Source organism: Rickettsia conorii str. Malish 7 (assembly GCF_000007025.1).
GTDB lineage: Bacteria > Pseudomonadota > Alphaproteobacteria > Rickettsiales > Rickettsiaceae > Rickettsia > Rickettsia rickettsii.
In genome coordinates, this window is sequence record NC_003103.1 from 678,014 (window position 1) to 703,348 (window position 25,335).

Sequence of the window (25,335 nt, forward strand, 5' to 3'; positions counted from 1 at the left end):
GAATACAGTACTGTTTGCTGTTATACCGTGCCCCGCCACGGTATCCAAAAAACAACTTATAACACGCATTTTTTAACATTTTTACCGGATACCGTGGCAGGACCACGGTATGACATTATTATGAAAAAAATTATTTTTAATAAACAACGAGATTTTATATCAATTATAGCACCGGCGTCAAGCTGTCTAGATGCACAAGATAAATTAAAGGAAGCTATTAAAATACTAGCGTTGCATGGTTTTAAAACTTTAGTAGATGATAAGATTTTTTCAGGTGATGCATTGCCTTTTTTCGCTGCTTCTAAAGAGGAAAGGTTGAGAATGTTTAAAGAAGCTATGGAAAATGAACAGGTTAAAATAATTTGGGCTTTTCGTGGCGGATATGGATGCAGTGAATTTGTAGAAGATTGTTTTAATATAGAACAAAAAGGGGATAAAGTCCTGATAGGCTATAGCGATATTACCGTTTTGCATTTATTACTAAATAACCATTATAATATCCCAACTATTCACGGTTCAGTGTTAACTTCGTTACTACCGCCTACTAATCAGGATATTATGCCTATAATAAATGTTCTTAAAGGAGAAAAGAGTGAAATACAACTTATACCTATAAAGAAAATTAGTGAGGAAAATATAACAGGTACAATAACAGGCGGGAATTTAACGGTTTTAACTAAATTGATTAGTACTGGTTTGCACATTCATTCTCATTCCTATGCTTCTTTATGTCATTCCCGCAGAAGCGGGAATCCAGAAAAAATAATACTGGATCCCCGTTTTCACGGGGATGACAATAAAATTCTATTGCTTGAAGACGTTAATGAAAAAGCCTATGCCGTACATCGTAATCTAGTTCAATTAAAAAATACCGGTATATTTGAATGCATAAAGGCAATAATCTTTGGTGATTTTACTAAAGGGGATGAGTTTGTAGAACAAGCTATAAAAAGTTTTTGTTTAAATCATATTCAAAATATTGGAACTTATAAAGCAGCAGGCATAGGGCATGGAGAAGTAAATCATCCAGTTATTATGAATCATGAAGTAATTATAAACAGTAATGTTTTAAGTTTTACTAGCCCTTTTGAAATAGTAGAAAACAAATGACAAATTCTATCAGAATAGGTACAAGAAAAAGTCCACTTGCTTTAATACACACTAATTTAGTTATTCAGCAAATCAAACAATTTTTTCCTGATATCAATTGTGAAATAGTGCCGATTATTACTAGCGGGGATTTAATCCAAAATAAACCATTATACGATATAGGCGGTAAAGCTTTATTTTTAAAGGAAATAGAGCAAGCCTTGCTTGATAAAAAAATTGACTTAGCTGTTCATTCTTTAAAAGATGTACCGGGTAGAATGCCTGAACCGCTAGTAATAGCTGCTGTTTTAGAGCGTGAAGACCCCAGAGATGTTTTTGTTTGTCTAAAATATAAATCTATAGAAGAGCTGCCGCAAAATGCCGTAATAGGTAGCTCGGCAGTACGAAGAAAAGCATTTATCCAAAAAATAAGACCGGATTTAAAGGTAACGGTTTTTAGAGGGAATGTTGATTCAAGAATAAAAAAGCTAATGACCGGCGAAGTTGACGCAACAATTTTAGCATATACAGGTCTTAAAAGGTTAGAGGTGTTTAATCCGGAGTATTGCCATTTGATAGAGTATTCACAGATGTTACCGTGTATAGGGCAGGGAGTCATTGCAGTTGAGATTAGAAAAGATGATAATGCTATGCTTGAGATATGCAACCAAATTAATCATCTTCCCACTTTTGAACTCATAAAACCCGAAAGAGCATTTTTAGAGTATCTAGATGCTAATTGCCGCACCCCGATTGCTGCTTATTCACAATATCTAGATGCAAATCCTAGACATCTTTCCAAACTCGCTTATAGGGAGGTACTTGAAGGAAACACAGAAGCACTTGCCACCGCAGCGTACAAAAGCAATCGCACAGATGCAAGTACCGGATTGACGTACAAATTACCCCTAGAAGTAGAGTTTGGGAAGGTGTCTAATATACAAACCAATTTTATGCTCGGTAACCTTGACGGCAGTAAAATAACTTTCCATACCGAAACTACCAATATAAAAACTTCAACAGAAGCAGGCATAAAAGCCGCTAAAATGATGTTGGAAGCTATCTGTAAATAAATTTTAATCGATAATTTAATTCTTTTTTGCTGCAAATTATAAGATTTTTTTGAGATATGAATAACACCCTATCAAAAATCTTATCAATTTTTGTTAAAAAAGCTCTTTACTTGCTAATTACAATTTATTTACAGATAACCTCTTAAATCAACTAGATAAATAGCTATTTAGGGAATATACTCCTAAAATATCTAAATTTGCAAGATATTATCATGACAATACAAAGATTTTTAGACTTAGAATTACCAAAAGGACAGTCCTGTTTTTTTGTGGGGAGCACGTAAAACTGGTAAGTCAACATATCTGAAACAACGTTTTCCGGATATATATATATTGATTACAAGCTGATATCTATAAAGTTTACTTTCAAAATCCTGAACGTTTAAGAGAAGAGTTTAAGTCAAAAGACGGCATCTCAACTATTATTATTGATGAGGTGCAAAAAATTCCCTTACTGTTAGATAAGGTTCATTATTTAATAGAATCTAATAAATCTTTACAATTGATCCTTTGCTGCTCCAGTACTAGGCGCTTAAAATCAACAGGTAGCAATTTACTTGGCAGAAGAGCTTGGAGATATATGTTTTTGCTGCTCTATGATATTCTGAGATAAAAGAGCTTGATTGGCATAAAATTTTTAATCATGGACTAATACCTGATCATTATATTGCATCAAAAAAGATTCATAAATATCTTGCGTCCTATTTATATGACTATATTTTACCTGAAGTACAGTTTGTGAAGCAAATTTAAGAAAACGCGAAGCACTTGCAAGGTTTCTAGAGATTATAGGCATTTCAAACGATGAGATGATAAATTATAGTAATATAGCAAGAGATTGCGGTGTTGATGCAAAAACCGTTAGAACATATCTTGAAATATTAGAAGATATGTATTTAGGATATCATCTTTATCCGTATAGATCACTTAGCAAAAGGCAAATTATTACGGAAATGCCTAAATTTTACCTTTTCGATACCGCACTGAGCAAATTACCTAAGGAAATATGAATATCAGGAAATAACAGGGTTTGATGCTGGTAAATCTTTTGAGCATTATGTATTCTTAGAATTAATAGCTTATAAATATTTAAACAACAAAAGAGATGAATTATTTTATTGGCGTACTAAAGAAGGATATGAGGTTGATTTTATATTTCAAAATAATGATGCATTTGAAGTTAAAATTGCTTCTTCTATACAAAAAAATCATTTAGAAGGTCTATTAGAATTTAGTAAAGATAGTGATTTTAAATTACATATATGGACATTTAGTATAGAGCTAAGTATTATTAAATAAAATTAATATTGGGTAGCATAACGTAAGCTTTTATGAAGCTCAAAAAGCTTTTCTAGATATCAAAAGGATAATCCTTCAAGATGTAGACCATAAAAAGATATTTTTGTTTAGGTAAAGTTGATGGTAATATTTAACAGTCCGTTTTATGTTCCGAGGTAATCATATAAGAATTGTTGGAGCAGGATACTGGCGTAAAGGCAAGAGCATTTATGAGCAAGAGATAAAATACACTGATGGGGAAATAGGGGAAGTAAAAATAGTAAAAGATTTCTTACCACATCCTAGAGAACTTTTATTAAAAGATGATTCAGTAAAAGTAACCATTTCTTTAAGTAAAGAGAGCGTAGAATTTTTTAAATCAGAAGCAGCAACTGCACATGTGCCTTATCAAAAAATGATTAGGATTTTACTAGATAAATATACTAAGCACTATAAAGCAAATAAAAGGGTATAATACTATAAACTGAGCTGGCGGATAGGGTGGGATTCGAACCCACGGTACGGTTGCCCGTACGCCAGTTTTCAAGACTAGTGCCTTAAACCACTCGGCCACCTACCCAAGAAGATTCATACCAAATAATCTTATATATTTCAAGGGAAATCTTGCAATATATGAATCTAAATTACAAATCCGAATTGTTCTTTCACTTCATTAACCGTTTCAGAAGCTCTAATTCTTGCTTTTTCTGCTCCTTTGTGCAGTATTTTTAATAAATATTCTTTATCATTCATTAATTCTAAATATTTATCACGTATCGGTTGTAGATTTGTAATAATAATTTCTGCCAAATCTTCTTTAAATTTTGCGAAACCTTGGTTTTGATAATTACCGATTATTTGTTCCAAGCTTTCTTCGGATAAACTGCTATAAATATCTAATAAATTACTAATTTCCGGTCTTGTTTCTTGATCATAGCTAACAAAACTTAAATGATCGGTTTTGGCTTTTTTTATTTTTTGATGAATAAGATCGTTATCGTCTTTTAAATTGATACGGGAAAAATCCGAAATATCAGATTTACTCATTTTCTTTAATCCATCCCGTAAGCTCATGATTCTTGTGCCTGTTTCACTAATTAACACCTCAGGAACTTTTAGAATTTCTTTGTTAAATTTTCTATTTATTACCCCTGCAATATCTCTTGTTAGCTCTAAATGCTGCTTCTGATCCTCACCTACAGGCACTATATCGGCTTTATATATTAAGATATCCGCTGCCATAAGTACCGGATAGGAAAATAACCCAAGACAAGCCTTTTCTTGATCACTACCTGCTTTATCTTTAAATTGCGTCATGCGCTTTAACCATCCAAGCGGTGTAACGCAATTTAGTAGCCAAGCAAGTTCAGTATGCTCTTTCACCATACTTTGGGCAAAAATCGTTACTTTGTCGGGGTTAAGCCCTGCTGCTAAATAAACAGCAAGTACCTCCATAATTGAATTGTTAAGTTCTGATGGCTTAATATCAACCGTGATAGCATGCAAATCTGCTAAGAAGAAAAAACAATTATATTCTTCCTGCATTTTAACCCAGTTTTTAATTGCACCAAGATAGTTACCGAGATGTAAAGAACCGGTTGCTTGCACACCGGAAAGAACAGTTTTTTTCATTTAATACCTTTTTATTTTACTCATTGTAAAATTATGTTATAAATACCATTTTAATTAATATAATTATCTTAATAATTATGCTGTGGCGTTTAAGAATTTTATCATTTTACGGATTATTATCGTTATTTACATTTATTTTTTTTCTTATATGTTACATACCAGTAACATTTTTCAATGTCAACTATCACATAAGATATAGAATTGCCATTATCTTTTCTTATGCTTTTGTGTGGCTTGCAAAAATTTGTTGCGGTTTAAAATATGAAGTAGAGGGGCTTGAGAAATTACCGAAGACTATTGCAATCGTCGTGTCTAATCACCAATCCTTTTGGGATCAAATGTTTATGCAACTGATTATTCCTAAACATTCTTGGGTATTAAAGCGTGAATTATTTAATATACCCCTGCTTGGTTGGGGACTTCGGATGGTTAAACCTATTGCGGTTGACCGTGGTACTAATAGCTCGGTTGCTCAGATTTTAAGAGAAGGTCAGGAAAAAATAAAAGAAGGATTATGGTTAATAATATTTCCGGAATCAACTAAAGTTCCGCCTGATAGAACGGTAAAATTTAAACCAAGTGCCGTAAAGCTTGCTTCAATTACTAAAGTTCCAATTGTGATGATAGCTCATAATGCCGGTTTATTTTGGCCTCGAGGTTTTTGGTTTAAGCAACCTGGAACTATAAAGATAAAGATTATAGGTGTAATAGAAAAAGAAGAAATAGAGCAAACAGACGTACGTATACTTAATGACAAGGTTGAGCAAATTATTAACAGTGAAAAGCAAAAATTATTAAATTAATATTAGGTTTTAAAAATAATTAGTATTATCATAAAATTACAACTTAGTTTTTATAGAGGTATTTATGGTAAGGACAACAGCGTTAAAATTAATTGCAGTTATCGATAGTAAGCAAATGATGCTTTACGACGCTCAAGGAGTTAAAATTACTACTAATACACCTTTAAAATTATCTTTGGATTTAGAGGAGCATCACCACCATAGAGAAAAAAGACAAAGCCTTTACCAAAATAAATCTACACCGGCTTCGTTGTTTGAGCCGCATACTTCGCTAAAAGATATAGCACATAAAGAAGCAGCAAGGAGCGTTATTAAACATTTAGAGAAAGTAACTACTGCTGATCAAGCTAAATATAAGGAATTGATTATTGTAGCAGAACCGCAAATGCTTGGATGTGTTAGACAAGAACTTAAAAACGGTCTAAAAAAGATGATTACTAAAGAAATTGCTAAGGATTTAGTGCAACATAGCGTAGATGCAGTGGAGCGAGCAGTATTTTCTTAGATAATCTTTATATGTCATTCCCGCGAAACCGGGAATCCAGTAAAACCTATACAAAACTTGTTTTTTTAGGTTTATTTTGTCAATAATCTGTAATTTTTATACTAGTATTAAGGTGATCCTTTCTAGACTCCCACTTTCGCAGGAATGACATAGAAGTCGTACAACAAGGTTTTTAGTCGTTTGTAATGATGATACAAATTAGGTGCCTAACTTATTAAATATTTCTTTTGTATTATTTGCGATAGTTAAACTAATTTGCTTATCTGTATTCTCAAAAGTTTTTATAGTCTTTTCATTAGGAATCTTAATATGTGGTTTGAAAGGCAAACCGCCGCTATTTATACATTGAGTTAGAAAAATATCCTCATGGCTTCTGACATAGTCATCCCCATTTGCTTAAATATTTCTGCTGCTTCAAGTTTTATATCTGCTGAAACGCGTAATCTAATATCTACTGTATTCATAATATATCTCCATTCAGTTATCATTATCCGCTATAGTCAAATGATTTGAATTCACTTACATCGTCTCGCGTCGCTCTCCGATTATCTATATGCTGCGCTGCTCGCTCTTTGTAATTACATCCAACTGATTTGACTACATTTTAGTATATATGGCGGCATGCGTCAATACACTCATATTTTAATTCAGAATAGTTGCACTAATAAGAAAAAGTGGTAAAATATCATATCGAACAAATTAAATATTATGAATAATTATGCCACAAATTTATTTTAACGGTCCGGAAGGACGAATTGAAGGAAGATATGCAAAAGCTACCGCGCCTAACGCCCCTATTGCATTAGTTCTTCATCCTCATCCTTTATATGAGGGTAATATGAATAATAAAGTAGTTTATAATGCCTATAAGATTTTAGCAGATAACGGTTATACCGTCTTACGTATTAATTTTAGAGGAGTAGGGGGATCACAAGGTAAATTTGATAACGGAGTCGGTGAAGTGGTTGATGCGGGGGCAGCTCTCGACTGGTTACAGCAGAATAACCCAAATGCTCAGTCTAATCTGATATTAGGATTTTCTTTCGGAGCATGGATAGCTATGCAACTTGTAATGCGACGTCCGGAAATAAATCATTTTATTGCTATTTCACCGCCGATTAATACAATTCATAAATATGACTTCTCATTCCTCTCACCTTGTCCTATTCCAGGGTTTATATTACAGGGAGATAATGATAGTATAGTATCGGCAGATGATGTAAAAGACCTAGCAAATAGATTATCTAAGCAACAATCCCATATTAAAGTTGATTATAAAATTATCAATGGAGCTGACCATTTCTTTCGTTATAAAACTGAAGAATTTTCTAAAGCAATAAATGCTTATTTAATAACAATTCAATCTAATTATCATCACCATAATAATAATGTAAATGAAGAAATTAGTAAGCACCCAAAGAAATTATTTTTATATTAGTTTTTGTTGTGTGGTTCGGCTTATCCGTCATTGTGAGCAGGCGTTGTTGCAGGTACCCAAGTCGTCATGGCAAGGAAATTGCGTAGCAATTGACGAAGCAATCCAGTAAAAATTCTGATTTACAGAATTTTTTTATCACCACGCAGCCTACGGCTGCTTGCAATGACGACTCGGTATTCACGCAACAATACCTCGTGGGAATAACATAAAAGAATCCATATCACAACGTCTACAATTCTAAATAAGCTTCTATTGCTAAAATTAATATTTCATCTTTTTTAGCATCTAACTCTTGAGTTAATTCTTCATAAATTTGCCTATCTGATAGAGAAGTAAATTTTTTAAATAGCTGCACTAATTTTAAAGAAGGGATAATACGAAAAGCATCTTTTAATATTTTGATCTTTTTATTAGCATTAAGCTTATTATTTAAATTAAAGTAAAATTCTAGTAATTCGTCGTTATAAAAATTTAAATCTACAGCCGTTGCCAAATAATCTATAGCATTAGCCGTATTATTACTTTCTACTTCTTGCTTCGCTGCTAATAAATAATACTCAGCAATTTCCGGCATAGACTCATGTTTATGAAATTTTGCGAGCTTATTCGTTATAAAAATAAATTTTGTCCATAGAGAAAGTCTAGCATAACAACGCATTAAAGTAATTAAATTGTCAATATCAAGTTCATTGAAATTATAAGCCTTTGTTGCGTAATTTTCTGCTTGCTCATAAAAAGATTTATCATAATAAAGTTTTGCTAGATTTTTGCTACCGTAAAAAACAAATTCTTTAGATGTAATAAGTTTTTGAAAATAAGAAATTTTTCTATCTACATCCTCTTCAGTTACGGCTAAGATTAAATTATGGAATTCTTGTGAATCTTTTAGATCTTCAGAAGATAAATTTTTGCGAACAATAGAAGCAGATTTAGCTTTATTATTCATAATATATTCGGCAAAAGCTAAAATTAAAGCATATCTATCATGATTAATTTTTCGTTTACTAAAAATATTATGTATTTTAGATGGTAAATCGATAATTAATATTAGAAATCTAATGACAATAAAACAAGAAATTAGTAATAAAAGGCTTAAAATAAGACTAAAGAACAAGGTAGTCTCTATACTATAATCATATAAACTAATAAAAACTTTTGAATCAAACCTCTCTATAAAAGTAAACCCGAAATAAAGCAGTAAAAAAGTAGCACATATTAATAATAACCTAAACATCTTTATTTACAAACTCCTGCATAAATTTTTCTGAATAAAGACAATCGATTAGATAGTTTAAGTTCTCTAAAATTAGAGGTTTATCTTGTTCTTTTATCATCATAGCAGAAGGTTTTTTTTCAATTTTGATAAACTTCTCCAGCCACTTATGGTTGGTAGGAAAAATTACTTCCGTACTACTTGATTTAGAAAAAAGATAATTATTATATGCTTCTAAGTTATTTAAAATATTCCTTATATCTTGAGGCAGCAGGCGGGATTTTACTATTCTTAGTTCTTTACTATAATCCTTATCTTGCATGAAATTATATACTAATAGATTTAAATTTAATAAGTAATTAATATAGTCAAGTGATACCCATACGCCTACCTCATCACTCGTCGCTCTCCTATTAGTTATAGGCTTCTTCGCTCCTTGTTCCTTGTATCCGAATGAAGCTGAATTGACTACAGTTTCTAATTTTGGTTCTACTAAATTAGTCGGTGCTTCAGGAAACTTTAAAGAACTTACGTAATTTAAAAGCGACTTGGTAGATAATAGAGGAGCTGCTTCCTTTTCTTCCAGGGTAGTATTTTCTTTATTTGCTACTGCTTGATCAGGAATTTGGCTTAAATCCTTATTTTCACTTTTAAAAAGTTTTAAAATATCGGATCTATTATGATAAAGAGTAAAAGAAGATAAGACAAATATTACTATTGCTATAAAAAAGATGTTTTTGCTTTTAAATAAACTATCGAATTTGTGCATTTTCAGATAATAACTTGATTATATCGTTAAGGTTTTGATCATCACAATAAACCACATTTTTTATAAAAGGTCTAACTATATTTGCAACTTTCAAACTTATGGCTACAACTAAACTATCTTGTAAGTACTCTAGTAAATTATTTTGCAGTAATAATTTTACTAAAGTCCTAGCACTATTTTGAGAATAAAGTAATATAAAATCAATATTATTGTTAAATTCTTTTATAATAGATACGGGCAGCTCATTCAAATATTCTACATTATAAATGATATGTCTAGCTATTTTGCTAGGTAAATCTTGAGTAATTTCATTTGAAGATAAATATATAGTTTGCTCATATAAATCAGGAGGAAAATGCTTAATCAAATCTTCCACGTTTTTAGCAGTATACATTACTTTCTTTCCTAATAATCGTTTTGACTTACTACCTACTACCCAAATATCTTGTTTTAAGTTATGACCGGTTAAGATACTTGCTGCATATTTACTAGTTATTATTATATTTGAGTAATTATCTAAAATATCGATATTAAAATCTAAAGTTTTATATTTAATTAAAGGACAATGAATATCACGTAAATCTAAATTATATTTACTTATTTCCTTTATAGTTTCATTATTTTCTTCAATATGTCTAGTTAATAAAACCGATTTCATACAATATTTGTACTCCAATATAAAAAGCAACTGCCCAAATAATAATAGCAGCTATTTTATTAATTATAGTTAAAATCGTACTACTTTTATTTAGCTTTCTAATATTATAACCTGCAACTGCTAAAGAAAAAAACCATATCCAAGATATAAGTATGCAAGTTAAGGTAAATATAATTTTTGCAATACCGCTATACTTTAAAGCACTAATACCTATTACTATAATCGTATCCATAATTGCATGCGGATTTAATATTGACACCGATATAGCAAATAAAATTTGTTTTTGAGCTGAAAAAGCCCCGGAATTCATTGTAAGATCAATAGGCGGCTGATTCCAAGTATTATATCCCATATAAATTAAGAAAATAAATCCAACAATAAATATAGATAATTTTAACCAAGAAATTTCAAGAATTAACAAAGATATCCCAAGAACTGCCATACATATAAGCATAGTATCACATATTGAGGCTGCAATTATGCTAGGTAAAGCCTTGCTAAACTTTGGCTGTGTTGCTCCTTGATTGAATATAAAAATATTCTGTACTCCGAGCGGCACTATTAAACCGAGAGCTAAAACGATGCCATGTAAAAAAGCACTTAATATATCATTATTCATTTAAATAGCCATTTTATATACTAGAGCTATGCTCCAAATTGTTACTGCTCCCATTTTATTAATTATTTTTAATATTATAGCATTTTTATTTAATTTTCTAATATTATAACCAATTATTGCCAATGATAAAAACTATATACAAATAAACATGTAAATAATTTTAATGTCATTTCCTTGATATTTGTAAAAACCAATATTTAATATACTCATTATATATGGGTTTAATATAGATAATATTGATATCACAATATAGAAACTAAACTTTGTTTCCACATAGAAATAGGCTAAGGTTCTATTGTTAAATTAAAATATGATTGATTCCAAGTATTATATTCCATACAGATTAGAAAAATAAATCCAATTATGAAAAAAGGTATTGCTATATACCAAATCATAAAAATAAAGAAGAAATCATGATTGAAAACGATTATATGTATAAGTATATTATAACATATCGAACAATTACACTAGGTAGAGCTTTTTTGAAGCTACGATATTTTGCACTTTGATTTAATATAAAAATACTTGGTATAATGGAAGAAATAGCAAAATACGGTATTAAAAATATTATACTTAATATATATCATTCATTATTGTAATTTAGTTTTTATTTTTAATAATATTAATAAAGACGGAATAGTTATAATAGTAGTAAATAAAAAGAAATTTTGCCAACCGAAATTTACTACCATATAGCCTGAAATTATAGGAAAAATTGAGCGCGAAATCCCCATCATCGATGAAAGAAAAGAATATTGAGTAGCTCGAAATTTACCTTGACAGAGTGCAGAAATAAAAGCGATATAAGCAGTCATTGTCATACCGCCGGTAATACTTGCTATTCCTATCGTAATAAATAATAATAAAGAATTTTTACCGTTTATTTCAAGAAAAATAAATAAAATATGTCCTAAAGCATGAATAATACCAAATAAAAATATACTATTTAATATATTTTTATGTTTCATAATAACCCCGCCGACAAGTCCACCGATTATAGCTCCTACAACTCCACAAAACTTTCCAACGCTTGCTATTTCAAAAGCATCATACTCAAGATGAAGCAAAAACGGATTAATCATAACATTAATTAAGTTATCCGGTAACCTATATAATACTAGGAAAATTAATATAAGAATAATGAAATAAACAGAACCTATAGGTTTTAACGCATTATATATAAAATTTATTATGTTTTTTTTATTTTGATTATTTTTTATATCATTCTTGATTATCTGTATATGTATGTTCTCGTTTAAATCACAATACTTAATTCCTACAATCAATAAAATTAAATAAATAAATACTAAACCGGCAAAGATTTTATATATTTCATTAAATGTTAAATAAATAGATAAATAAATAGCTCCAGAACCGGCTAAAAGCATACCGACCCGATAACCGAATATGTATATTCCTGAAGTAAACCCAAGCGATTCTTTAGGTACTATTTCCGTTCTTAAAGCACTTAATATAGTATCTTGTGCAGCACTAAAAAAAGAAATAATTAAAGCCGTGAAAGCAAATAATAATAGATTAGTACTGGGATCTAGAAAGCTGAAAATATATATAAGAAATATCAATGCACTACTAGTTAAGCAAATCCAAGATAATCTATGACCGAATATTTTGTTTAAATATTTAATTTGCACTGCATCAAAAATCGGTGCTAACAAGAAATTAATAGAGTAGGGAAGCGTTATGAATGATAATATACCGATTGTTTGCAGTGCTATATCTTCTTTAGCAAGCCAATAATTTAAAGTATTACCGGTAATCATTAGATTAAAACCGCTAATAAGCCCAAACAACCAAATAATACATAAACGAGAGTTATTTAACATGAATTTATATACTTCGAGTAAATGAAGAATTGATAGACGAAGATCAACTTCAAAAAGAGCAAGGAGTCTATAAGGCGAGGAGCGGAGCGTATACTTAATACGTGAGCACCGCAGAGCTTATAGACTCCTTGCTCTTTTTGAAGTTGATCGAGTATATATGCCTTTAGCTCTAAGTTCCTATAAACTTAATATGCAAAAATGTGAGTCTTCTGTTTATTTGCGGCATGTAATGTAATCATGTTATTTTAATTTCTCAATATCTTTCTTATCTAATTTTGTTATTGTCATAATAGTTTCTAAAGAAAGCCCTTCTTTTTTCATTTCTTTAGCCATAGTAATTTTCTCTTTTTTTCTACCTTCTTCAATACCTGCTTGTTTCCAGCTATGAGCTAAGCTATTCTCATAAAGTTTCCTCCTCATGCAGGGTTTAAATGCGATTTAAGCATTTTTTCTATTGCTATTTTATCATTTTCCCTAATCTGATTCAAGGTGTAGAGGACAAAATTAGCTCTATATAATCTATACCGATATTAACTTTAATAAATTCTGGTAAAAGATCAGCTACTTCTTGCCATCTCTTTAATAAATCTCGTTTGTGGATATGTTTTAAAAAAAACTGCAAGATTCCAGACCAAGCTTTTTCTTTTAATTTTTCATCAGAAATATTTTGAACATTAATTAACTGACAATCATTAATCCATATGTATTTTTTACAAGTTCACTGTTTTCAAATAACTCCCATAGATTAGTCATAAAGTGACAAAAGAATGTAAGAGAAATATAACTCATTCTTATAAAAATAGCAGGGTAGTATTTTTAAACTTAAAAAATATGCAAAAAAAGCAAGATAAAAATATGCTTTTAGAAACTTTACAAAAGTCAAAATGTGATTTTTCTTTTCCTAACCAAGATTTATTAAATCTTATCGATGAGATGGAACTGTTTTACATATTTTGAGACTCAAAGCCCTTATTTTTCTTATTTCATTTTACACTATGCAGGACCTAAGCCATGGACTACCGATAAGCAGGAATTATGGAAGACAAATCAGGACAAATTAGATAAGATCACAAAATATTACTGGCGATATAAAGAAATAACACCTTGGAGTAGTATAAATTAATTATTTTAATTGACTTTAGCACTTAAGAGATTTAAAAGTTAACTTTAATATGTAAGGTTACAATAAAAATGTTACCGCCTAAAATTTTCTTTGAAAAAGTTAAAGAAATAATGTGGCCTATAGAAAGGAAAGAATTAAAGCTATTTATACCTATGGCTTTAATGATGTTATGTATCCTTTTTAATTTTGGGGCTTTAAGATCTATCAAAGATAGTTTAGTAGTACCCTCTATGGGGGCTGAAATTATTAGCTTCTTAAAATTATGGTTAGTATTACCCTCGTGCGTAATTTTTACCGTACTTTATGTTAAACTTAGTAATAACTTAAATTTTGAATATATTTTCTACATTATAGTCGGCAGTTTTTTACTATTTTTCTTATTATTTGCCTATATTATTTATCCAAATCAAGATATTTATCATCCTAATGATGAAATGATAAATAAATTAATTGCTTCATACCCTAATTTTAAATGGTTTATTAAAATAGGTAGTCAATGGAGTTATGCACTGATGTATATTTTCGCGGAATTATGGAGTGCAGTAGTCATAAACTTAATGTTTTGGCAGTTTGCCAATCACATTTTTGATACTTCTAAAGCTAAAAGATTCTATCCCGTTCTTGGAATGGTCGGTAATATCGGTCTTATAATAGCAGGCAGCGTACTTGTCTTTTTCTCAAGCGGGCAGGACGTCATTGATTCAGAATTATTACCGGATTCTTTTAATTCATCTGCCGGAAATGCTATAATGCTTCAGCCAATCATGTCAATTATTGTTACTGCAGGAATAATTGCTATGCTTCTATTTAGAATAATAAATAGATTTATTTTAACAGATTCCATAAATGTTTTAGATGCAAAAAAAGTTACAGCTAAAATGAAAACAAAACTTTCGGTAATTGAAAGTATCAAATTAGTAATTCACTCAAAATATATAGGTCGTATTGCCTTATTAATAATCTGTTATGGATTATTAATAAATATAGTTGAAGGACCTTGGAAAGCAAAAATAAAAGAATTACATCCAAACACTATAGACTATGTTAACTTTATGGGCAGGTTTAATATTTGGATGGGGATATCATGCGTTACTTTCATGATAATAGGCAGTAATATTCTTAGAAGACTCGGTTGGCTCATTTCGGCATTATTAACTCCTATTATGTTGTCTATTACCGGCTTGATGTTTTTTATCTTTATAATTTTTATTGAAGAAATAGGAGAATGTTTCGGTGATTTTAATCTTCTATATGCAGCGATTATTGTTGGAGCAATTCAGAACATACTGAGTAAATCATCCAAATATTCATTATTCGATTCAACAAAAGAAATGGCGTATATTCCTTTATCTTTAGAGCTTAGAACTAAGGGAAAAGCTGCCGTAGAGGTAATAGGTACTAAATTCGGTAAATCGCTTGGAGCATTTATACAGTCTTTGATATTTATTATTATTCCGACTGCTACCTTTGATTCTATTATAATATATTTATTAATAACTTTTATAGTTATGATGAGTTTATGGATTTGGAACGTTATAAAATTGAATAAGGAATATGTAGAGCTGTGTAAGTAAACGTCATTGCAAGCGGGCATTGTTGCGTAGATACCACCGAGTCATTGCGAGCAGTCGTAGACTGCGTGGCAATCTTTCGTCAAAATTTTCAATTTTTCCTTGCAATGACGAAAAAACTTATCCATACAACAACAGAAAATCACACTATAATACCGATTTAAAGATGAAAAAAATTCTTAAAATAATATTATTTATAACTATCTTTATTATACTCGCATATAGTGGGTTGTGGTTTACTATTATGTTCTCTTTATCACACTCTATAAATCAAAAATATGCCGGTACCAACCTCAATATAGAAGAGGCTGATAATAATCCTAATCAGCAATATCTTATTAAGTTTTCTAAAGTTCAGCCATATGGTTTTCCTTTCAAATTAGGTATTTCAGTAATTAATTGGCAAGAAGAGAGTATTAATAGAGTAACTGAATTTACCACACCGATAAATATCGGTTATGATTTACTTAAGCAGAAATTATTTATACATTTTTCCGGAGAAGCATTCGGAAAATTTAAGCCGGTTCAAAGAGGCTTTGGAGTAAGATTTTATAATGAGAACTGTATATTATCAACAAAAATACCGTTAAATTTTAAATTATTTGAAATAGTACGATTTAAAAAAGATTTATTTGAAGTTATAAATTTAATAGAAAATATTAAATTTACTTCCGGTAAAACAGAAATTTTTGACTTAGTCGATAATCAAAAATTATATGAAGAAGATCATACTATACTTACTATGTTATTTGACAAAAGTAAGTATTATACAAGTAAACAGGATTTCCTTGATAACATACCGCAAAAATTAGCAATTTATTATGAAACCGAAATAGTACAAAGTAACCTTGAAGATAGAATAATACCTGCCGGCTTATTATTATATAGACCCGCTTGGAATAATAATTTCAAATTTTCCGGTAATTTCTTGATTAGTACTAGTAGTGTGCATTTTAAAGATATTGCTAAAGATTTAACAATTGAAGTTACTAATGCAAAAATCAATAGTAATAACTTTGAAAATAATATTAATTTATTATATAAAGGTAAGTTAAACGATTTCGGCAATAATAATATTGATCTTTTGGTAGATTCGCAATTTAAGCTAAAACCTGGTTTTATAATAGGTTCATTAGAATTTATAAAGAAATATTACGATAAGCAAACCTATTTATTTAAACTTTCTGATAATAAGCTATATAAAGATTTTAATAATGAACTAAGCTATATTTTAAATAATAATAAACAATATAATTTTAGTATTTTTGAAGATAGGGAATATAATTTTAATTTAAATATTAATTTAGTAACTGAATTAAACAAATTAACTAGAGCACAGATAAATGCTTTAAGTCTCTATTCAAACGCATCGGGATTTAATATAACAAATGAAACTATAGTAAATGCTCTTAAAGATTCTTACAGTAAAGGTACGATAATAATTAATGATTACTCTAGAATAATAGATGTTTTAAGTGCATATATATACGGAGTAGGGGATTTTAAAGATTTTTCGGAAGAGAGTAAGGAAGTATACGGAAATGCTTTGAAATCATTTTTAAAAACTATTTCTGATCACCCGAATTCATCTAATTTAATTGATGCTAGCATTGAGTATGTGTTTGATTTGTCCGATTTAAACAAAGCTAAAATAGGTAATATAGATGATATAAATAAACTTATACCTTTATATTATTTATCTTTATATCAAGCAGCAGTAAAAAAAGTGCAACCCGGTGAAAATGTAAAAGAAAAAATTATGGAGTTAATTCCTAATGTTAATCAAAAAATATTAGAGGAATGTATACTCGATGAACTTCGTTAATCATCATTGCAAGCAACTGAAAGGAGCGTGGCAATCTCAGGGTTTTGGCATGAGATTGCTGAGTCAAAATTTTCAATTTTTTCTTGCAATGACAGAACAACCTATAAAAATACCAACCATGAATATTATAGTAAAAATACAGCAAGATTTAAAAGATGAAGTAACTAAGTTAAACAATTTAATCATTAGCTGTTTAAAAAGTGATGAAGAGTTAATAGAAAAGGTCGGTAAATATTTACTAGAAGCAGGAGGTAAAAGAATTCGTCCGCTTTTAACTATAATAACTGCTAAAATGTTTGATTATAAAGGCGATAATCATATAAAGCTCGCAAGTGCCGTTGAATTCATTCACACCGCCACATTGCTTCATGATGATGTGGTAGACGACAGCACTTTAAGAAGATTCAAACCTACGGCTAACGTTATTTGGGGCAGTAAAACAAGTATTTTAGTGGGTGATTTCCTCTTTAGTCAGTCTTTTAAGTTAATGGTAGCTTCCGGCTCTATTAAAGCTATGAATGTTCTAGCTAAAGCTTCAGCAATTATTTCCGCAGGGGAGGTAGTACAGCTAGTGAAGTTAAATGAACGACGTATTATAACTATAGACGAATATCAGCAAATAGTTAAATCTAAAACCGCCGAACTATTTGGAACTGCTTGTGCAGTTGGAGCTATTATAGCAGAGCAGGTAGACCATATTTCTAAAGATATGCAGGACTTTGGGAAATTACTCGGTACGATATTTCAGGTTATAGATGACTTGCTTGATTATTTGGGTAATGATAAACAGGTAGGCAAAAATATTGGCGATGATTTCTTAGAAGGAAAAGTTACGTTACCGCTGATTTTTTTATATAATAAGTTAGCGCAAGATAAGCAGCTTTGGCTTGAAAATATAATTAAATGTGATAAGCGTACTAAAGATGACTTTGTAAAAATACATGACTTAATGGTAAAGCATGAAATTTACAATGAAACAGTTAATTATTTGAGTAACTTAGAAAATGCAGCAAGTAAGTTATTAAATAAAATTCCGGTTCAGAATATTTATAAAGACTATTTGTTTTCGATTATTAAATTTATTTTGGAGCGCTCTTATTAGTTATTTGCATTCGTAGCTCAGCTGGATAGAGCGTTGCCCTCCGAAGGCAAAGGTCGTTGGTTCAAATCCAATCGAATGCACTAATCAATCATATCAATTATCACTTATTTTCCATAATATAGATTATAGAACAATTTTAATGAAAATTTAGGATGCATGTCAATATGTTTAGGGATTGTAAAAATATTGAAAATTGACGAATGGCTGGGACGGGAGGATTCGAACCTCCGATGACGATACCAAAAACCGTTGCCTTACCACTTGGCGACGTCCCAATGTAGAAAATTAGAAATGTATAGACTTTATACCAATAAATAACGGAAACGTCAATTACAATATAAATTTATTTCATTATTAAGCCAATTCCTCGCTTGCGTGGATAATAAATCATAAATTTTAGCTCTAATTTTGTTATAATATTCCTTGATATAGTTTATTTCATCAATATTAAGTAGTGTCATATCAGTCAATTTACTAGCATAAGGCACTAGACTTAAGGTCTCAAACTCAAGCCATCCATTATTTTCTTTTACATACATCAAATTCTCAATCCTAATACCATATTTTCCAGGAACATAAAACCCCGGTTCATTAGATAAGATCATACCTGCTTTAAGTATTGTTTTATTACGAAGATTTATGCTTTGCGGTCCTTCGTGAACACTTAAGAAGCTCCCTACCCCATGCCCTGTACCGTGTGGATAATCTAGCATTTCTTGCCATAAATATTGCCGAGCGAGTATATCAAGATTAGCTCCTGCGATGATATTTTTTGGGAATTTGGCTTTAGCTAAAGCAATATGTCCTTTAAGTACTTGCGTATAACGCTTTTTCTGCTCATCTGTCGGTGTACCTATTACTATTGTTCTAGTTATATCGGTAGTAGCACCTTGATACTGACCGCCGGAATCTATCAGTAATATCCCCTGCCCTTCAATTTTTTTAGCAGTTTTTGGGTCAGCTCTATAATGAATAATAGCACTATTTTCCTGAAATCCGCAAATAGCAGGAAAACTATCCGAAACATATCCCTCTTGTTTAGCTCGTTGCTCTGTAAGCTTTAAACCGAGGGAATACTCGGTCAATTCGTTATTATGTTTTTCTGGATCCCCGTTTTCACGGGGATGACATTGAGAAAAATCAGCAAAAAATTCACATAAAGCTACTGCATCTTTAATATGCAAATCGATTGCATGCTTAATTTCTACATCGTTCTTACAAGCTTTAAGCATTAAGCATGGATCGGTAATTTTTTGTACTTTTTTATCAGCTACTAAGTCCATTATATGAACAGATGCTATAGTATCATCAATAAAAATTCTATAAGCTGGTTTGGAAAGATGTGTATTCTCGCTATCTCTTAAAATATTTTCAAATTCTTCTTCCGGTAAAATCGTTATTTCAGGACGAGCATTAATAATTTCGGCATCGATTCTTGTAGGATTTATAAACAAATATAATTGTGTAGAAGTGAGTATAACTTTTGCAAACATTAAAGGCGTATAAGCAACGTCACTGGCACGCAAATTTAGTAACCAACATATGGAGGAGCTATCGAGAATGACTAAGGCAGATTGCTCGGTTTCATTCCCGCTTTCCTCTATGTCATTCCTGCAAAAGCGGGAATCCAAAAAAATTTCACGACATTTACTTATTTTATCAGTATGACTAACGCCCGCCAACTTAATATCATGCAAATAAACTTTAGAGTTTGGCTCTAGCGGCTGATTTGGCCAAATCTTATCAACTAAATTTCCATTAATCTTCTGAAAATTGAACTTTAAATTTGATATAGTGGGATAAGTAAATAATTCAGAATCATATCCTATTTTTGCATCTTTACCAAACTTAGATATATCTTTTAAGTCAAAAAGCTTAAAAAGCTCTAAATCCAGCTCTTTATTTGCTTGCTCTAAATAACGTCCATCGGTAAAGAATAATGCTGTATCTTTATATATAATAGCTATACCGTTTGAACCAGTAAAACCTGTTATATATTCAAGTCTCTTTGCATAGCTTGGAACATATTCACTCATATATTTATCGTTAGACGGAATTATATAACCGTCTATATCATATTCTGTGAATAAATTTCTAAGCAGATTAATGCGGATTTTTGTCATGTTTATATCTCTTATGTCCTTGCCCGCTGGCTGAGCCGTCATTGCAAGGAAATTACTTAAGTAATTGACGAAGCAATCCAGTTAAAAAATTCTGATTTACAGAATTTTTTTATTATTTTTTCTGGATTGCCACGCTCCTTGCAGTCGCTCGCAATGACAGCTCAGCATCCAGCTAGGCAACGCTCATAGACGGGAATGACATTTATACCATCCATAATACAAAGGAATACCAAAGATAGTAAAAGCACTCGCTATAATCAGAGTTTTAACAGGTGTTTCATAGATAACCCATGCACAAAAGATAATCGATATTATAGCTATCAGTAAATAATAATAAGAAAAATTTTCTTTTGAGCTAAAAATCACCTTTAAAAAAGCTAAGCTACAAATTAAATAGACGAATAAGAATGTGATTGCCGAGAAATCTATTATTTGTGTAATCTGTTTGGCAAAATTATCATTTGCCGTAAAGACTAATAACGGCACAATGCCAAGGCAGCTTACAATAATTCCGTGAGTTGGAGCGTTATTGCTATTTTTCTTAGCAAAAAATTTCGGTAATAAACCGTCTTCTGCAAGCCCCAGAGCTATCTGTCCGCTAGTTAGCACCCAAGCATTGAGCGTACCTATACATATAATCGAGGCTATAACCGTAATTACGCTTGACCATTTACCCCCGAATAATAATGAAGCGGCATCGGCATAAGGAGCTTTAGCACTGACAAGTTCAGAAGCAGGGATTAATCCCATTATACCTATGCTATTAATAATATATAACACTGCTACGCAAAAAGTTCCAACTATTATGGCTCGTGGAATGGTTTTTGCCGGATCTTTTACCGCACCTGCCGTGGTAGTTGCACATTCTATGCCGATAAATCCCCAAAAAGTAAGAAGTACAACTCTTCCCATAATGCTCGGAATGCTTAAATTCTCTACTTCCTCGGCAATAGTTATATTATCTATATTAAAATGTGATAAAGCACATAAACCTACTATAAGCAATGGAACAAATTTTAAGAGAGTTAAATAAAACTCTGCTTTTCCTGCTACTTCAGGACCTTTTAAATTTAAAACCATAATAGCACCTAATAATATGATCTGTAATATTAAGTCTAAAATCGCTTGTGATTTAAAAAAAGGCGTTAGATAACCTATTGCCGAAATGACTACTATACTTGTACTGACAAAGGATATAACCCAGTAAGTCCAACCGGTGAAAAAAGCTATTTTATCCCCAAAATTTTCCCGTACATAAACGTGCGGACCTCCTGTTTTAGGAAATTTTGCACAAAGGGTAGAAAATACAAGTGCTATACTCATAGCACCGAATAATGAAAGTACCCAGCCCCAAATGCTGTATATACCGAACGGTGCTAAACTTAACGGCAATATAAAAACGCTAGTACCGATTTGACTGCCGGTTACTAAGGCAAAAACCGCCCAGAAACCTAATTTTTGTGACATATTAATCTAATTTAAAGAAACAGCTTTAACATAGCTGAAATAATGATTTTTAGCAATAGTTAAAACTACTATAATTATTTTACTCTTGATTTCTAAACAAAAGATTGATAGCTTTTTAAGCTATCAAAAATAATCTTAGGAGTTAATATGCCAAATCGCACCGCTAAAGTTTATACAGTGAAATCAGGAGATGCTTTATCAAAAATTTCACAAAATTATGATACTCCTGTTCAGGATTTAGTTAAATATACTAATATACGCGATCCTAATCATATCGCAGTAGGCTGGGGGATTTCATTTTCCGGTGATTTGCATGATTTTTCTTAAAATAAATCTATTGGTGTAATAGTCAACTGCAATTGACTTTTTATGGATGTGCTGTAATTGCTAGAATAGTGTGATATTATCTTTGTTTGGTCCATAATACCAAAAAATTCTATAAGCAGCAGGAGTATTATTTTCAGCATAAGCTTCAAATATTTCTTCTCCGTTATGTCCTTTAACAGATTTTTATATTTATGGGTATTTAAACTAGGATGATGAGGGTTTGCCTGTAGATATGCCAGTGTTTTTTTACTGCTTTTAAACGTTTTTCTAATCCTTGATTATTTTCGAGTTCTTCCAAATCTTTACTAGCTTGAATAGTAAAAAGAATTTTCAAAGTCATCATCTAAATATTTACTGAAATCTTCTATAAATTTAACTTGCCCTTTAGCAGAATCTTTAATACCGTTATTTAATTGCGTTAAAACCTTTTTGTGATTAAATAGCCAACTTTCTTTTAAAGGTATTTCCGTATAGGGTTCTAAAATAATTTATCCTTTTTACTATTGCTTCTAGAATAGACTTTTTATCATTTTCGATATCAGCATCTCTCATAAGTCTAATTTCAGCCCTTCTTTCCTTTTCTTCTGTATTAAGCGGAGAAAAGAAATCAATTCTTTCCTATAGTGCTTTTCGTAAGCTTTCAATATTAGGTGAAGGATAAGAGAATATTTTATTATAAACCCAGTTAAACATATTTTAAAACCTTTATTGATTCTAAAGTGTTACACCCTAAAAGATTTGCCGCAGCCGCAACTAGCTTTTTCGTTAGGATTGGTGAAAGTGAATTGGGATTTGAATTTAGTCTCTACATAGTCCATTTCAGAACCTAGAATATACATTAATGCCTTTGGGTCGATTAGTATCCGTACGCCCTTTTCTTCAACTACTTCATCGAATTGATTTTTACTATCGGCATATTCCACGTAATAAGTCTGACCGGCACAACCGCCTGACTTAACCCCTACCCTAATACCAAAGGTAGGCTTGGCGCGTTTTTCTATTAGCAATTTTATTTGCTTTGCAGCAGAATCGGTTAATGAAATAACATTTTTCATATTTTAAGAGTCTTTTTTGCTTTCTTTTTTCTGTTTGTAATCGGCTATAGCTGCTTTTATTGCATCTTCAGCAAGTAGTGAGCAATGTAATTTGACCGGTGGAAGTGACAATTCTTTTGCTATTTCGGTATTTTTAATAGTCTCGGCATCTTCTACCGATCTTCCTTTAACCCACTCCGTTACTAAAGAACTTGAAGCAATAGCTGAACCGCAGCCGAATGTTTTAAATTTAGCATCTGTAATAATCCCGTCATCATCAACTGCGATTTGTAACTTCATAACGTCACCGCAAGCAGGAGCTCCAACTAGTCCTGTACCAACATTTTTATTTTCTTTATCAAGCGATCCAACATTACGAGGATTTTCATAATGATCTATCACTTTTTTGCTATAAGCCATTGTTATTCTCTAAAATTTGGTTTTGTATGTTATACTTGCGTGAATACCTGAGCCGTCATTGCGAGGAAACACTGCAAGTTTTGACGAAGCAATCTCAGGATATTTGACAAGATTGCCACGCAGCCTACGGCTGCTCGCAATGCCGATATTCTCAATGTACAGCCCATTTAATCTTTTTCAAATCAATTCCCTCTTGCATCATTTCCCAAAGAGGGCTTAATTCCCTTAGTTTATCGATTTTTGAGCATATTAAATTTACTGCGTAGTCAACTTCCTGCTCGGTAGTAAATCTACCTATGCCGAACCTAATTGCAGTATGGGCAAGCTCTTCACCGATTCCCATAGAACGTAAAACATATGACGGTTCTAAAGAGGCAGAAGTACAAGCAGAACCGGAGGAAACCGCTAAATCTTTAATGGCAAGGATCATTGATTCTCCTTCAACTCCGGCAAAGCTTAAATTTAAATTACCTTTATATCTTTGATTTTTATCGCCGTTTAAATAAACTTCTGAAATTCGCTTATGTATATTATTTAAAAATCTGTCGAATAAGTAATTTACGTGCTTAGTATCTTTTTCCATCTCACTATACGCTATTTCAGCAGCCATGCCAAGCCCTACGATTAAAGGAGTCGGTAGCGTACCTGAACGCATACCTCTCTCCTGCCCGCCACCGTTTATGAGCGGTGTAACACGCACACGAGGTTTTTTCCTTACATATAATGCACCTATTCCTTTCGGACCGTAAATTTTATGCCCTGAGATACTGGCAAGATCAATATTAAATGCGTTAACATCAATTGGAATTTTACCAAAACCTTGAGCAATATCGGAATGAAAAAAAACGCCCTTTTCACGGCAAATTTTCCCGATTTCCTTTAAAGGCTGAACAACACCTATTTCATTATTAACCACCATAACTGAAACTAACATAGTCTGATCGGTAATGGCATTTTTTAGAGTTTCTAAATCGATTATTCCATTTGGCTTAATCGGTAAGTATGTGATTTTTATACCTTCTTGCTCTAAATGCCTGCAAGCATCAAGTACGCATTTATGTTCACTGACTACGGTAATAATATGATTCTTTTTATTGCTGTAAAATTTTGCTATTCCCTTTATTGCAAGATTGTTAGACTCAGTTGCACCGGAAGTGAAAATAATTTCTTTAGTATCCGCTCCTATTAACTTTGCTACCATACTCCTTGCCTCTTCAACGGCGTTTTCTGCCTCCCAACCGAAAGAATGGCTGCGTGAATGAGGATTGCCGAACTTGGTAGTAAAATAAGGCAACATTGCCTCCATTACTCTTGGATCTATTGGAGTCGTCGCCTGATAATCCATATATATCGGTAAGGTTAAATTGTTTAATTGTGGGTTCATATGGTTAAATTAATTCATGTTTTGGTATAGTTTAAACA

28 protein-coding genes, 3 tRNA genes and 3 pseudogenes are annotated in these 25,335 nt (G+C 31.5%); 15 read left to right on the plus strand and 19 right to left on the minus strand.

The features are described 5' to 3' along the window. The first annotated feature begins 120 nt into the window (after positions 1-120). The 6 genes from RC_RS03540 to RC_RS03555 all read left to right on the plus strand — a co-directional run bounded on the left by RC_RS03540 (position 121) and on the right by RC_RS03555 (position 3,915). A complete protein-coding gene (locus RC_RS03540) occupies positions 121-1,110 on the plus strand; it encodes an LD-carboxypeptidase (RefSeq protein WP_041471724.1) in 990 nt (329 codons plus the stop codon). Then, on the plus strand, positions 1,107-2,162 hold the full coding sequence (hemC, locus tag RC_RS03545; protein ID WP_010977327.1) for a hydroxymethylbilane synthase: 1,056 nt from the start codon (positions 1,107-1,109) through the stop codon (positions 2,160-2,162). The genes RC_RS03540 and hemC overlap by 4 nt, the downstream gene beginning before the upstream one ends. Positions 2,163-2,589: 427 nt before the next feature. Continuing rightward, positions 2,590-2,775 carry a hypothetical protein gene (locus RC_RS07605; protein WP_233417467.1) on the plus strand — a complete coding sequence of 62 codons (186 nt, stop codon included), beginning with the start codon at positions 2,590-2,592 and terminating at the stop codon, positions 2,773-2,775. 181 nt (positions 2,776-2,956) lie between these two features. After that, positions 2,957-3,172, plus strand: a complete 216-nt coding sequence (locus tag RC_RS03550) for a DUF4143 domain-containing protein (protein ID WP_377184049.1) — start codon at positions 2,957-2,959, stop codon at positions 3,170-3,172. A 64-nt stretch (positions 3,173-3,236) separates the two neighbouring features. Further along, on the plus strand, positions 3,237-3,461 hold the full coding sequence (locus tag RC_RS07615) for a DUF4143 domain-containing protein (RefSeq protein ID WP_231283003.1): 225 nt from the start codon (positions 3,237-3,239) through the stop codon (positions 3,459-3,461). 145 nt (positions 3,462-3,606) lie between these two features. Then, positions 3,607-3,915, plus strand: a complete 309-nt coding sequence (locus RC_RS03555; RefSeq protein WP_010977329.1) for a hypothetical protein — start codon at positions 3,607-3,609, stop codon at positions 3,913-3,915. Between the two features lie 15 nt (positions 3,916-3,930). Here the strand turns inward: RC_RS03555 and RC_RS03560 are convergent. Beyond that, positions 3,931-4,020 (minus strand) — tRNA-Ser (locus RC_RS03560). Between the two features lie 59 nt (positions 4,021-4,079). After that, entirely contained in the window at positions 4,080-5,072 is a 993-nt protein-coding gene (gene trpS / locus RC_RS03565) for a tryptophan--tRNA ligase (protein ID WP_010977330.1), read from the minus strand. 77 nt (positions 5,073-5,149) lie between these two features. Here trpS and RC_RS03570 point away from each other — a divergent pair, with 77 nt between their 5' ends. Both RC_RS03570 and RC_RS03575 read left to right on the plus strand, forming a co-directional pair. Next, positions 5,150-5,875, plus strand: coding sequence for a lysophospholipid acyltransferase family protein (locus tag RC_RS03570; protein ID WP_010977331.1), 726 nt, complete (start codon positions 5,150-5,152; stop codon positions 5,873-5,875). Positions 5,876-5,939: 64 nt separating this feature from the next. After that, the gene (locus RC_RS03575) at positions 5,940-6,380 is read left to right on the plus strand and encodes a host attachment protein (protein WP_004998294.1); all 441 of its coding nucleotides are present in this window, start codon (positions 5,940-5,942) and stop codon (positions 6,378-6,380) included. Positions 6,381-6,578: 198 nt separating this feature from the next. On the opposite strand, the gene RC_RS09895 is transcribed toward RC_RS03575, so the two are convergent. Both RC_RS09895 and RC_RS09900 read right to left on the minus strand, forming a co-directional pair. Beyond that, positions 6,579-6,707: a hypothetical protein gene (locus RC_RS09895; protein WP_041471767.1), complete on the minus strand. Its 129-nt coding sequence runs from the start codon at positions 6,705-6,707 to the stop codon at positions 6,579-6,581. A gap of 23 nt (positions 6,708-6,730) precedes the next feature. Further along, entirely contained in the window at positions 6,731-6,844 is a 114-nt protein-coding gene (locus RC_RS09900; protein WP_014273549.1) for a type II toxin-antitoxin system RelB/DinJ family antitoxin, read from the minus strand. 254 nt (positions 6,845-7,098) lie between these two features. On the opposite strand from RC_RS09900, the gene RC_RS03590 reads away from it, so the two are divergent. Beyond that, positions 7,099-7,818 (plus strand): alpha/beta hydrolase, encoded by a 720-nt coding sequence (locus RC_RS03590; RefSeq protein WP_010977332.1) that lies wholly within the window; start codon positions 7,099-7,101, stop codon positions 7,816-7,818. Between the two features lie 229 nt (positions 7,819-8,047). Here RC_RS03590 and RC_RS03595 read toward each other — a convergent pair whose 3' ends face one another. The 8 genes and pseudogenes from RC_RS03595 to RC_RS09055 all read right to left on the minus strand — a co-directional run bounded on the left by RC_RS03595 (position 8,048) and on the right by RC_RS09055 (position 13,624). Continuing rightward, positions 8,048-9,052: a tetratricopeptide repeat protein gene (locus RC_RS03595; RefSeq protein WP_010977333.1), complete on the minus strand. Its 1,005-nt coding sequence runs from the start codon at positions 9,050-9,052 to the stop codon at positions 8,048-8,050. Continuing rightward, positions 9,045-9,800, minus strand: a complete 756-nt coding sequence (locus RC_RS03600; protein WP_010977334.1) for a palindromic element RPE2 domain-containing protein — start codon at positions 9,798-9,800, stop codon at positions 9,045-9,047. The genes RC_RS03595 and RC_RS03600 overlap by 8 nt, the downstream gene beginning before the upstream one ends. After that, positions 9,784-10,458, minus strand: coding sequence for a uroporphyrinogen-III synthase (locus RC_RS03605; RefSeq protein WP_016830802.1), 675 nt, complete (start codon positions 10,456-10,458; stop codon positions 9,784-9,786). The genes RC_RS03600 and RC_RS03605 overlap by 17 nt, the downstream gene beginning before the upstream one ends. Further along, positions 10,436-11,077 carry a LysE/ArgO family amino acid transporter gene (locus RC_RS03610; protein ID WP_010977336.1) on the minus strand — a complete coding sequence of 214 codons (642 nt, stop codon included), beginning with the start codon at positions 11,075-11,077 and terminating at the stop codon, positions 10,436-10,438. Before RC_RS03610 ends, RC_RS03605 begins: the two co-directional genes overlap by 23 nt. Then, on the minus strand, positions 11,078-11,200 hold the full coding sequence (locus RC_RS03615; protein ID WP_012150903.1) for a hypothetical protein: 123 nt from the start codon (positions 11,198-11,200) through the stop codon (positions 11,078-11,080). It abuts the gene before it with no gap. 467 nt (positions 11,201-11,667) lie between these two features. Continuing rightward, positions 11,668-12,921, minus strand: coding sequence for an AmpG family muropeptide MFS transporter (locus RC_RS03620; RefSeq protein WP_010977337.1), 1,254 nt, complete (start codon positions 12,919-12,921; stop codon positions 11,668-11,670). A gap of 240 nt (positions 12,922-13,161) precedes the next feature. After that, positions 13,162-13,409 (minus strand): annotated as a pseudogene (locus RC_RS09490) (transposase). Next, positions 13,406-13,624: an Rpn family recombination-promoting nuclease/putative transposase gene (locus RC_RS09055; RefSeq protein ID WP_201763732.1), complete on the minus strand. Its 219-nt coding sequence runs from the start codon at positions 13,622-13,624 to the stop codon at positions 13,406-13,408. The pseudogene RC_RS09490 and the gene RC_RS09055 overlap by 4 nt, the downstream one beginning before the upstream one ends. A gap of 47 nt (positions 13,625-13,671) precedes the next feature. Here RC_RS09055 and RC_RS11035 point away from each other — a divergent pair. The 5 genes and pseudogenes from RC_RS11035 to RC_RS03655 all read left to right on the plus strand — a co-directional run. Further along, positions 13,672-14,044, plus strand: a pseudogene (locus RC_RS11035) (glycosyltransferase family 8 protein); the annotation flags it as partial. Positions 14,045-14,112: 68 nt separating this feature from the next. After that, a complete protein-coding gene (tlc3, locus tag RC_RS03640) occupies positions 14,113-15,618 on the plus strand; it encodes a nucleotide exchange transporter Tlc3 (RefSeq protein WP_010977341.1) in 1,506 nt (501 codons plus the stop codon). 163 nt (positions 15,619-15,781) lie between these two features. Then, positions 15,782-17,440: a hypothetical protein gene (locus tag RC_RS03645; RefSeq protein WP_014410777.1), complete on the plus strand. Its 1,659-nt coding sequence runs from the start codon at positions 15,782-15,784 to the stop codon at positions 17,438-17,440. A gap of 118 nt (positions 17,441-17,558) precedes the next feature. Further along, complete coding sequence (locus RC_RS03650; RefSeq protein ID WP_029374466.1) at positions 17,559-18,542, plus strand: polyprenyl synthetase family protein; 984 nt, start codon at positions 17,559-17,561, stop codon at positions 18,540-18,542. A gap of 6 nt (positions 18,543-18,548) precedes the next feature. Next, a tRNA-Arg gene (locus RC_RS03655) sits at positions 18,549-18,622 on the plus strand. 121 nt (positions 18,623-18,743) lie between these two features. Here the strand turns inward: RC_RS03655 and RC_RS03660 are convergent. The 4 genes and pseudogenes from RC_RS03660 to RC_RS03670 all read right to left on the minus strand — a co-directional run bounded on the left by RC_RS03660 (position 18,744) and on the right by RC_RS03670 (position 22,132). After that, positions 18,744-18,817: transfer RNA gene (locus RC_RS03660), tRNA-Gln, on the minus strand. Between the two features lie 51 nt (positions 18,818-18,868). Beyond that, positions 18,869-20,707, minus strand: a complete 1,839-nt coding sequence (locus tag RC_RS03665) for an aminopeptidase P family protein (RefSeq protein ID WP_010977344.1) — start codon at positions 20,705-20,707, stop codon at positions 18,869-18,871. Between the two features lie 13 nt (positions 20,708-20,720). Further along, positions 20,721-20,833 (minus strand): annotated as a pseudogene (locus RC_RS09060) (lytic transglycosylase domain-containing protein); the annotation flags it as partial. A gap of 15 nt (positions 20,834-20,848) precedes the next feature. Beyond that, entirely contained in the window at positions 20,849-22,132 is a 1,284-nt protein-coding gene (locus tag RC_RS03670; RefSeq protein ID WP_010977345.1) for an APC family permease, read from the minus strand. 147 nt (positions 22,133-22,279) lie between these two features. Between RC_RS03670 and RC_RS03675 the strand changes: the two genes are divergently transcribed. Next, positions 22,280-22,459 (plus strand): LysM peptidoglycan-binding domain-containing protein, encoded by a 180-nt coding sequence (locus RC_RS03675; protein ID WP_010977346.1) that lies wholly within the window; start codon positions 22,280-22,282, stop codon positions 22,457-22,459. A gap of 722 nt (positions 22,460-23,181) precedes the next feature. On the opposite strand, the gene RC_RS03685 is transcribed toward RC_RS03675, so the two are convergent. The 3 genes from RC_RS03685 to RC_RS03695 form a co-directional block, all read right to left on the minus strand. Continuing rightward, positions 23,182-23,514, minus strand: a complete 333-nt coding sequence (locus RC_RS03685) for an iron-sulfur cluster assembly accessory protein (protein WP_010977347.1) — start codon at positions 23,512-23,514, stop codon at positions 23,182-23,184. A gap of 3 nt (positions 23,515-23,517) precedes the next feature. Continuing rightward, the gene (gene iscU, locus RC_RS03690; RefSeq protein ID WP_010977348.1) at positions 23,518-23,913 is read right to left on the minus strand and encodes a Fe-S cluster assembly scaffold IscU; all 396 of its coding nucleotides are present in this window, start codon (positions 23,911-23,913) and stop codon (positions 23,518-23,520) included. A gap of 151 nt (positions 23,914-24,064) precedes the next feature. Beyond that, positions 24,065-25,297: an IscS subfamily cysteine desulfurase gene (locus RC_RS03695; protein WP_010977349.1), complete on the minus strand. Its 1,233-nt coding sequence runs from the start codon at positions 25,295-25,297 to the stop codon at positions 24,065-24,067. Positions 25,298-25,335 lie beyond the last annotated feature (38 nt).

Coding starts and splice junctions, on each gene's coding strand:
- RC_RS03540 (WP_041471724.1), top strand. CDS start 121: ATGAAAAAAATTATTTTTAATAAACAACGAGATTTTATATCAATTATA.
- hemC (WP_010977327.1), top strand. CDS start 1,107: ATGACAAATTCTATCAGAATAGGTACAAGAAAAAGTCCACTTGCTTTA.
- RC_RS03555 (WP_010977329.1), top strand. CDS start 3,607: ATGTTCCGAGGTAATCATATAAGAATTGTTGGAGCAGGATACTGGCGT.
- trpS (WP_010977330.1), bottom strand. CDS start 5,072: ATGAAAAAAACTGTTCTTTCCGGTGTGCAAGCAACCGGTTCTTTACAT.
- RC_RS03570 (WP_010977331.1), top strand. CDS start 5,150: ATGCTGTGGCGTTTAAGAATTTTATCATTTTACGGATTATTATCGTTA.
- RC_RS03575 (WP_004998294.1), top strand. CDS start 5,940: ATGGTAAGGACAACAGCGTTAAAATTAATTGCAGTTATCGATAGTAAG.
- RC_RS09900 (WP_014273549.1), bottom strand. CDS start 6,844: ATGAATACAGTAGATATTAGATTACGCGTTTCAGCAGATATAAAACTT.
- RC_RS03590 (WP_010977332.1), top strand. CDS start 7,099: ATGCCACAAATTTATTTTAACGGTCCGGAAGGACGAATTGAAGGAAGA.
- RC_RS03595 (WP_010977333.1), bottom strand. CDS start 9,052: ATGTTTAGGTTATTATTAATATGTGCTACTTTTTTACTGCTTTATTTC.
- RC_RS03600 (WP_010977334.1), bottom strand. CDS start 9,800: ATGCACAAATTCGATAGTTTATTTAAAAGCAAAAACATCTTTTTTATA.
- RC_RS03605 (WP_016830802.1), bottom strand. CDS start 10,458: ATGAAATCGGTTTTATTAACTAGACATATTGAAGAAAATAATGAAACT.
- RC_RS03610 (WP_010977336.1), bottom strand. CDS start 11,077: ATGAATAATGATATATTAAGTGCTTTTTTACATGGCATCGTTTTAGCT.
- RC_RS03620 (WP_010977337.1), bottom strand. CDS start 12,921: ATGTTAAATAACTCTCGTTTATGTATTATTTGGTTGTTTGGGCTTATT.
- tlc3 (WP_010977341.1), top strand. CDS start 14,113: ATGTTACCGCCTAAAATTTTCTTTGAAAAAGTTAAAGAAATAATGTGG.
- RC_RS03645 (WP_014410777.1), top strand. CDS start 15,782: ATGAAAAAAATTCTTAAAATAATATTATTTATAACTATCTTTATTATA.
- RC_RS03650 (WP_029374466.1), top strand. CDS start 17,559: ATGAATATTATAGTAAAAATACAGCAAGATTTAAAAGATGAAGTAACT.
- RC_RS03665 (WP_010977344.1), bottom strand. CDS start 20,707: ATGACGGCTCAGCCAGCGGGCAAGGACATAAGAGATATAAACATGACA.
- RC_RS03670 (WP_010977345.1), bottom strand. CDS start 22,132: ATGTCACAAAAATTAGGTTTCTGGGCGGTTTTTGCCTTAGTAACCGGC.
- RC_RS03675 (WP_010977346.1), top strand. CDS start 22,280: ATGCCAAATCGCACCGCTAAAGTTTATACAGTGAAATCAGGAGATGCT.
- RC_RS03685 (WP_010977347.1), bottom strand. CDS start 23,514: ATGAAAAATGTTATTTCATTAACCGATTCTGCTGCAAAGCAAATAAAA.
- iscU (WP_010977348.1), bottom strand. CDS start 23,913: ATGGCTTATAGCAAAAAAGTGATAGATCATTATGAAAATCCTCGTAAT.
- RC_RS03695 (WP_010977349.1), bottom strand. CDS start 25,297: ATGAACCCACAATTAAACAATTTAACCTTACCGATATATATGGATTAT.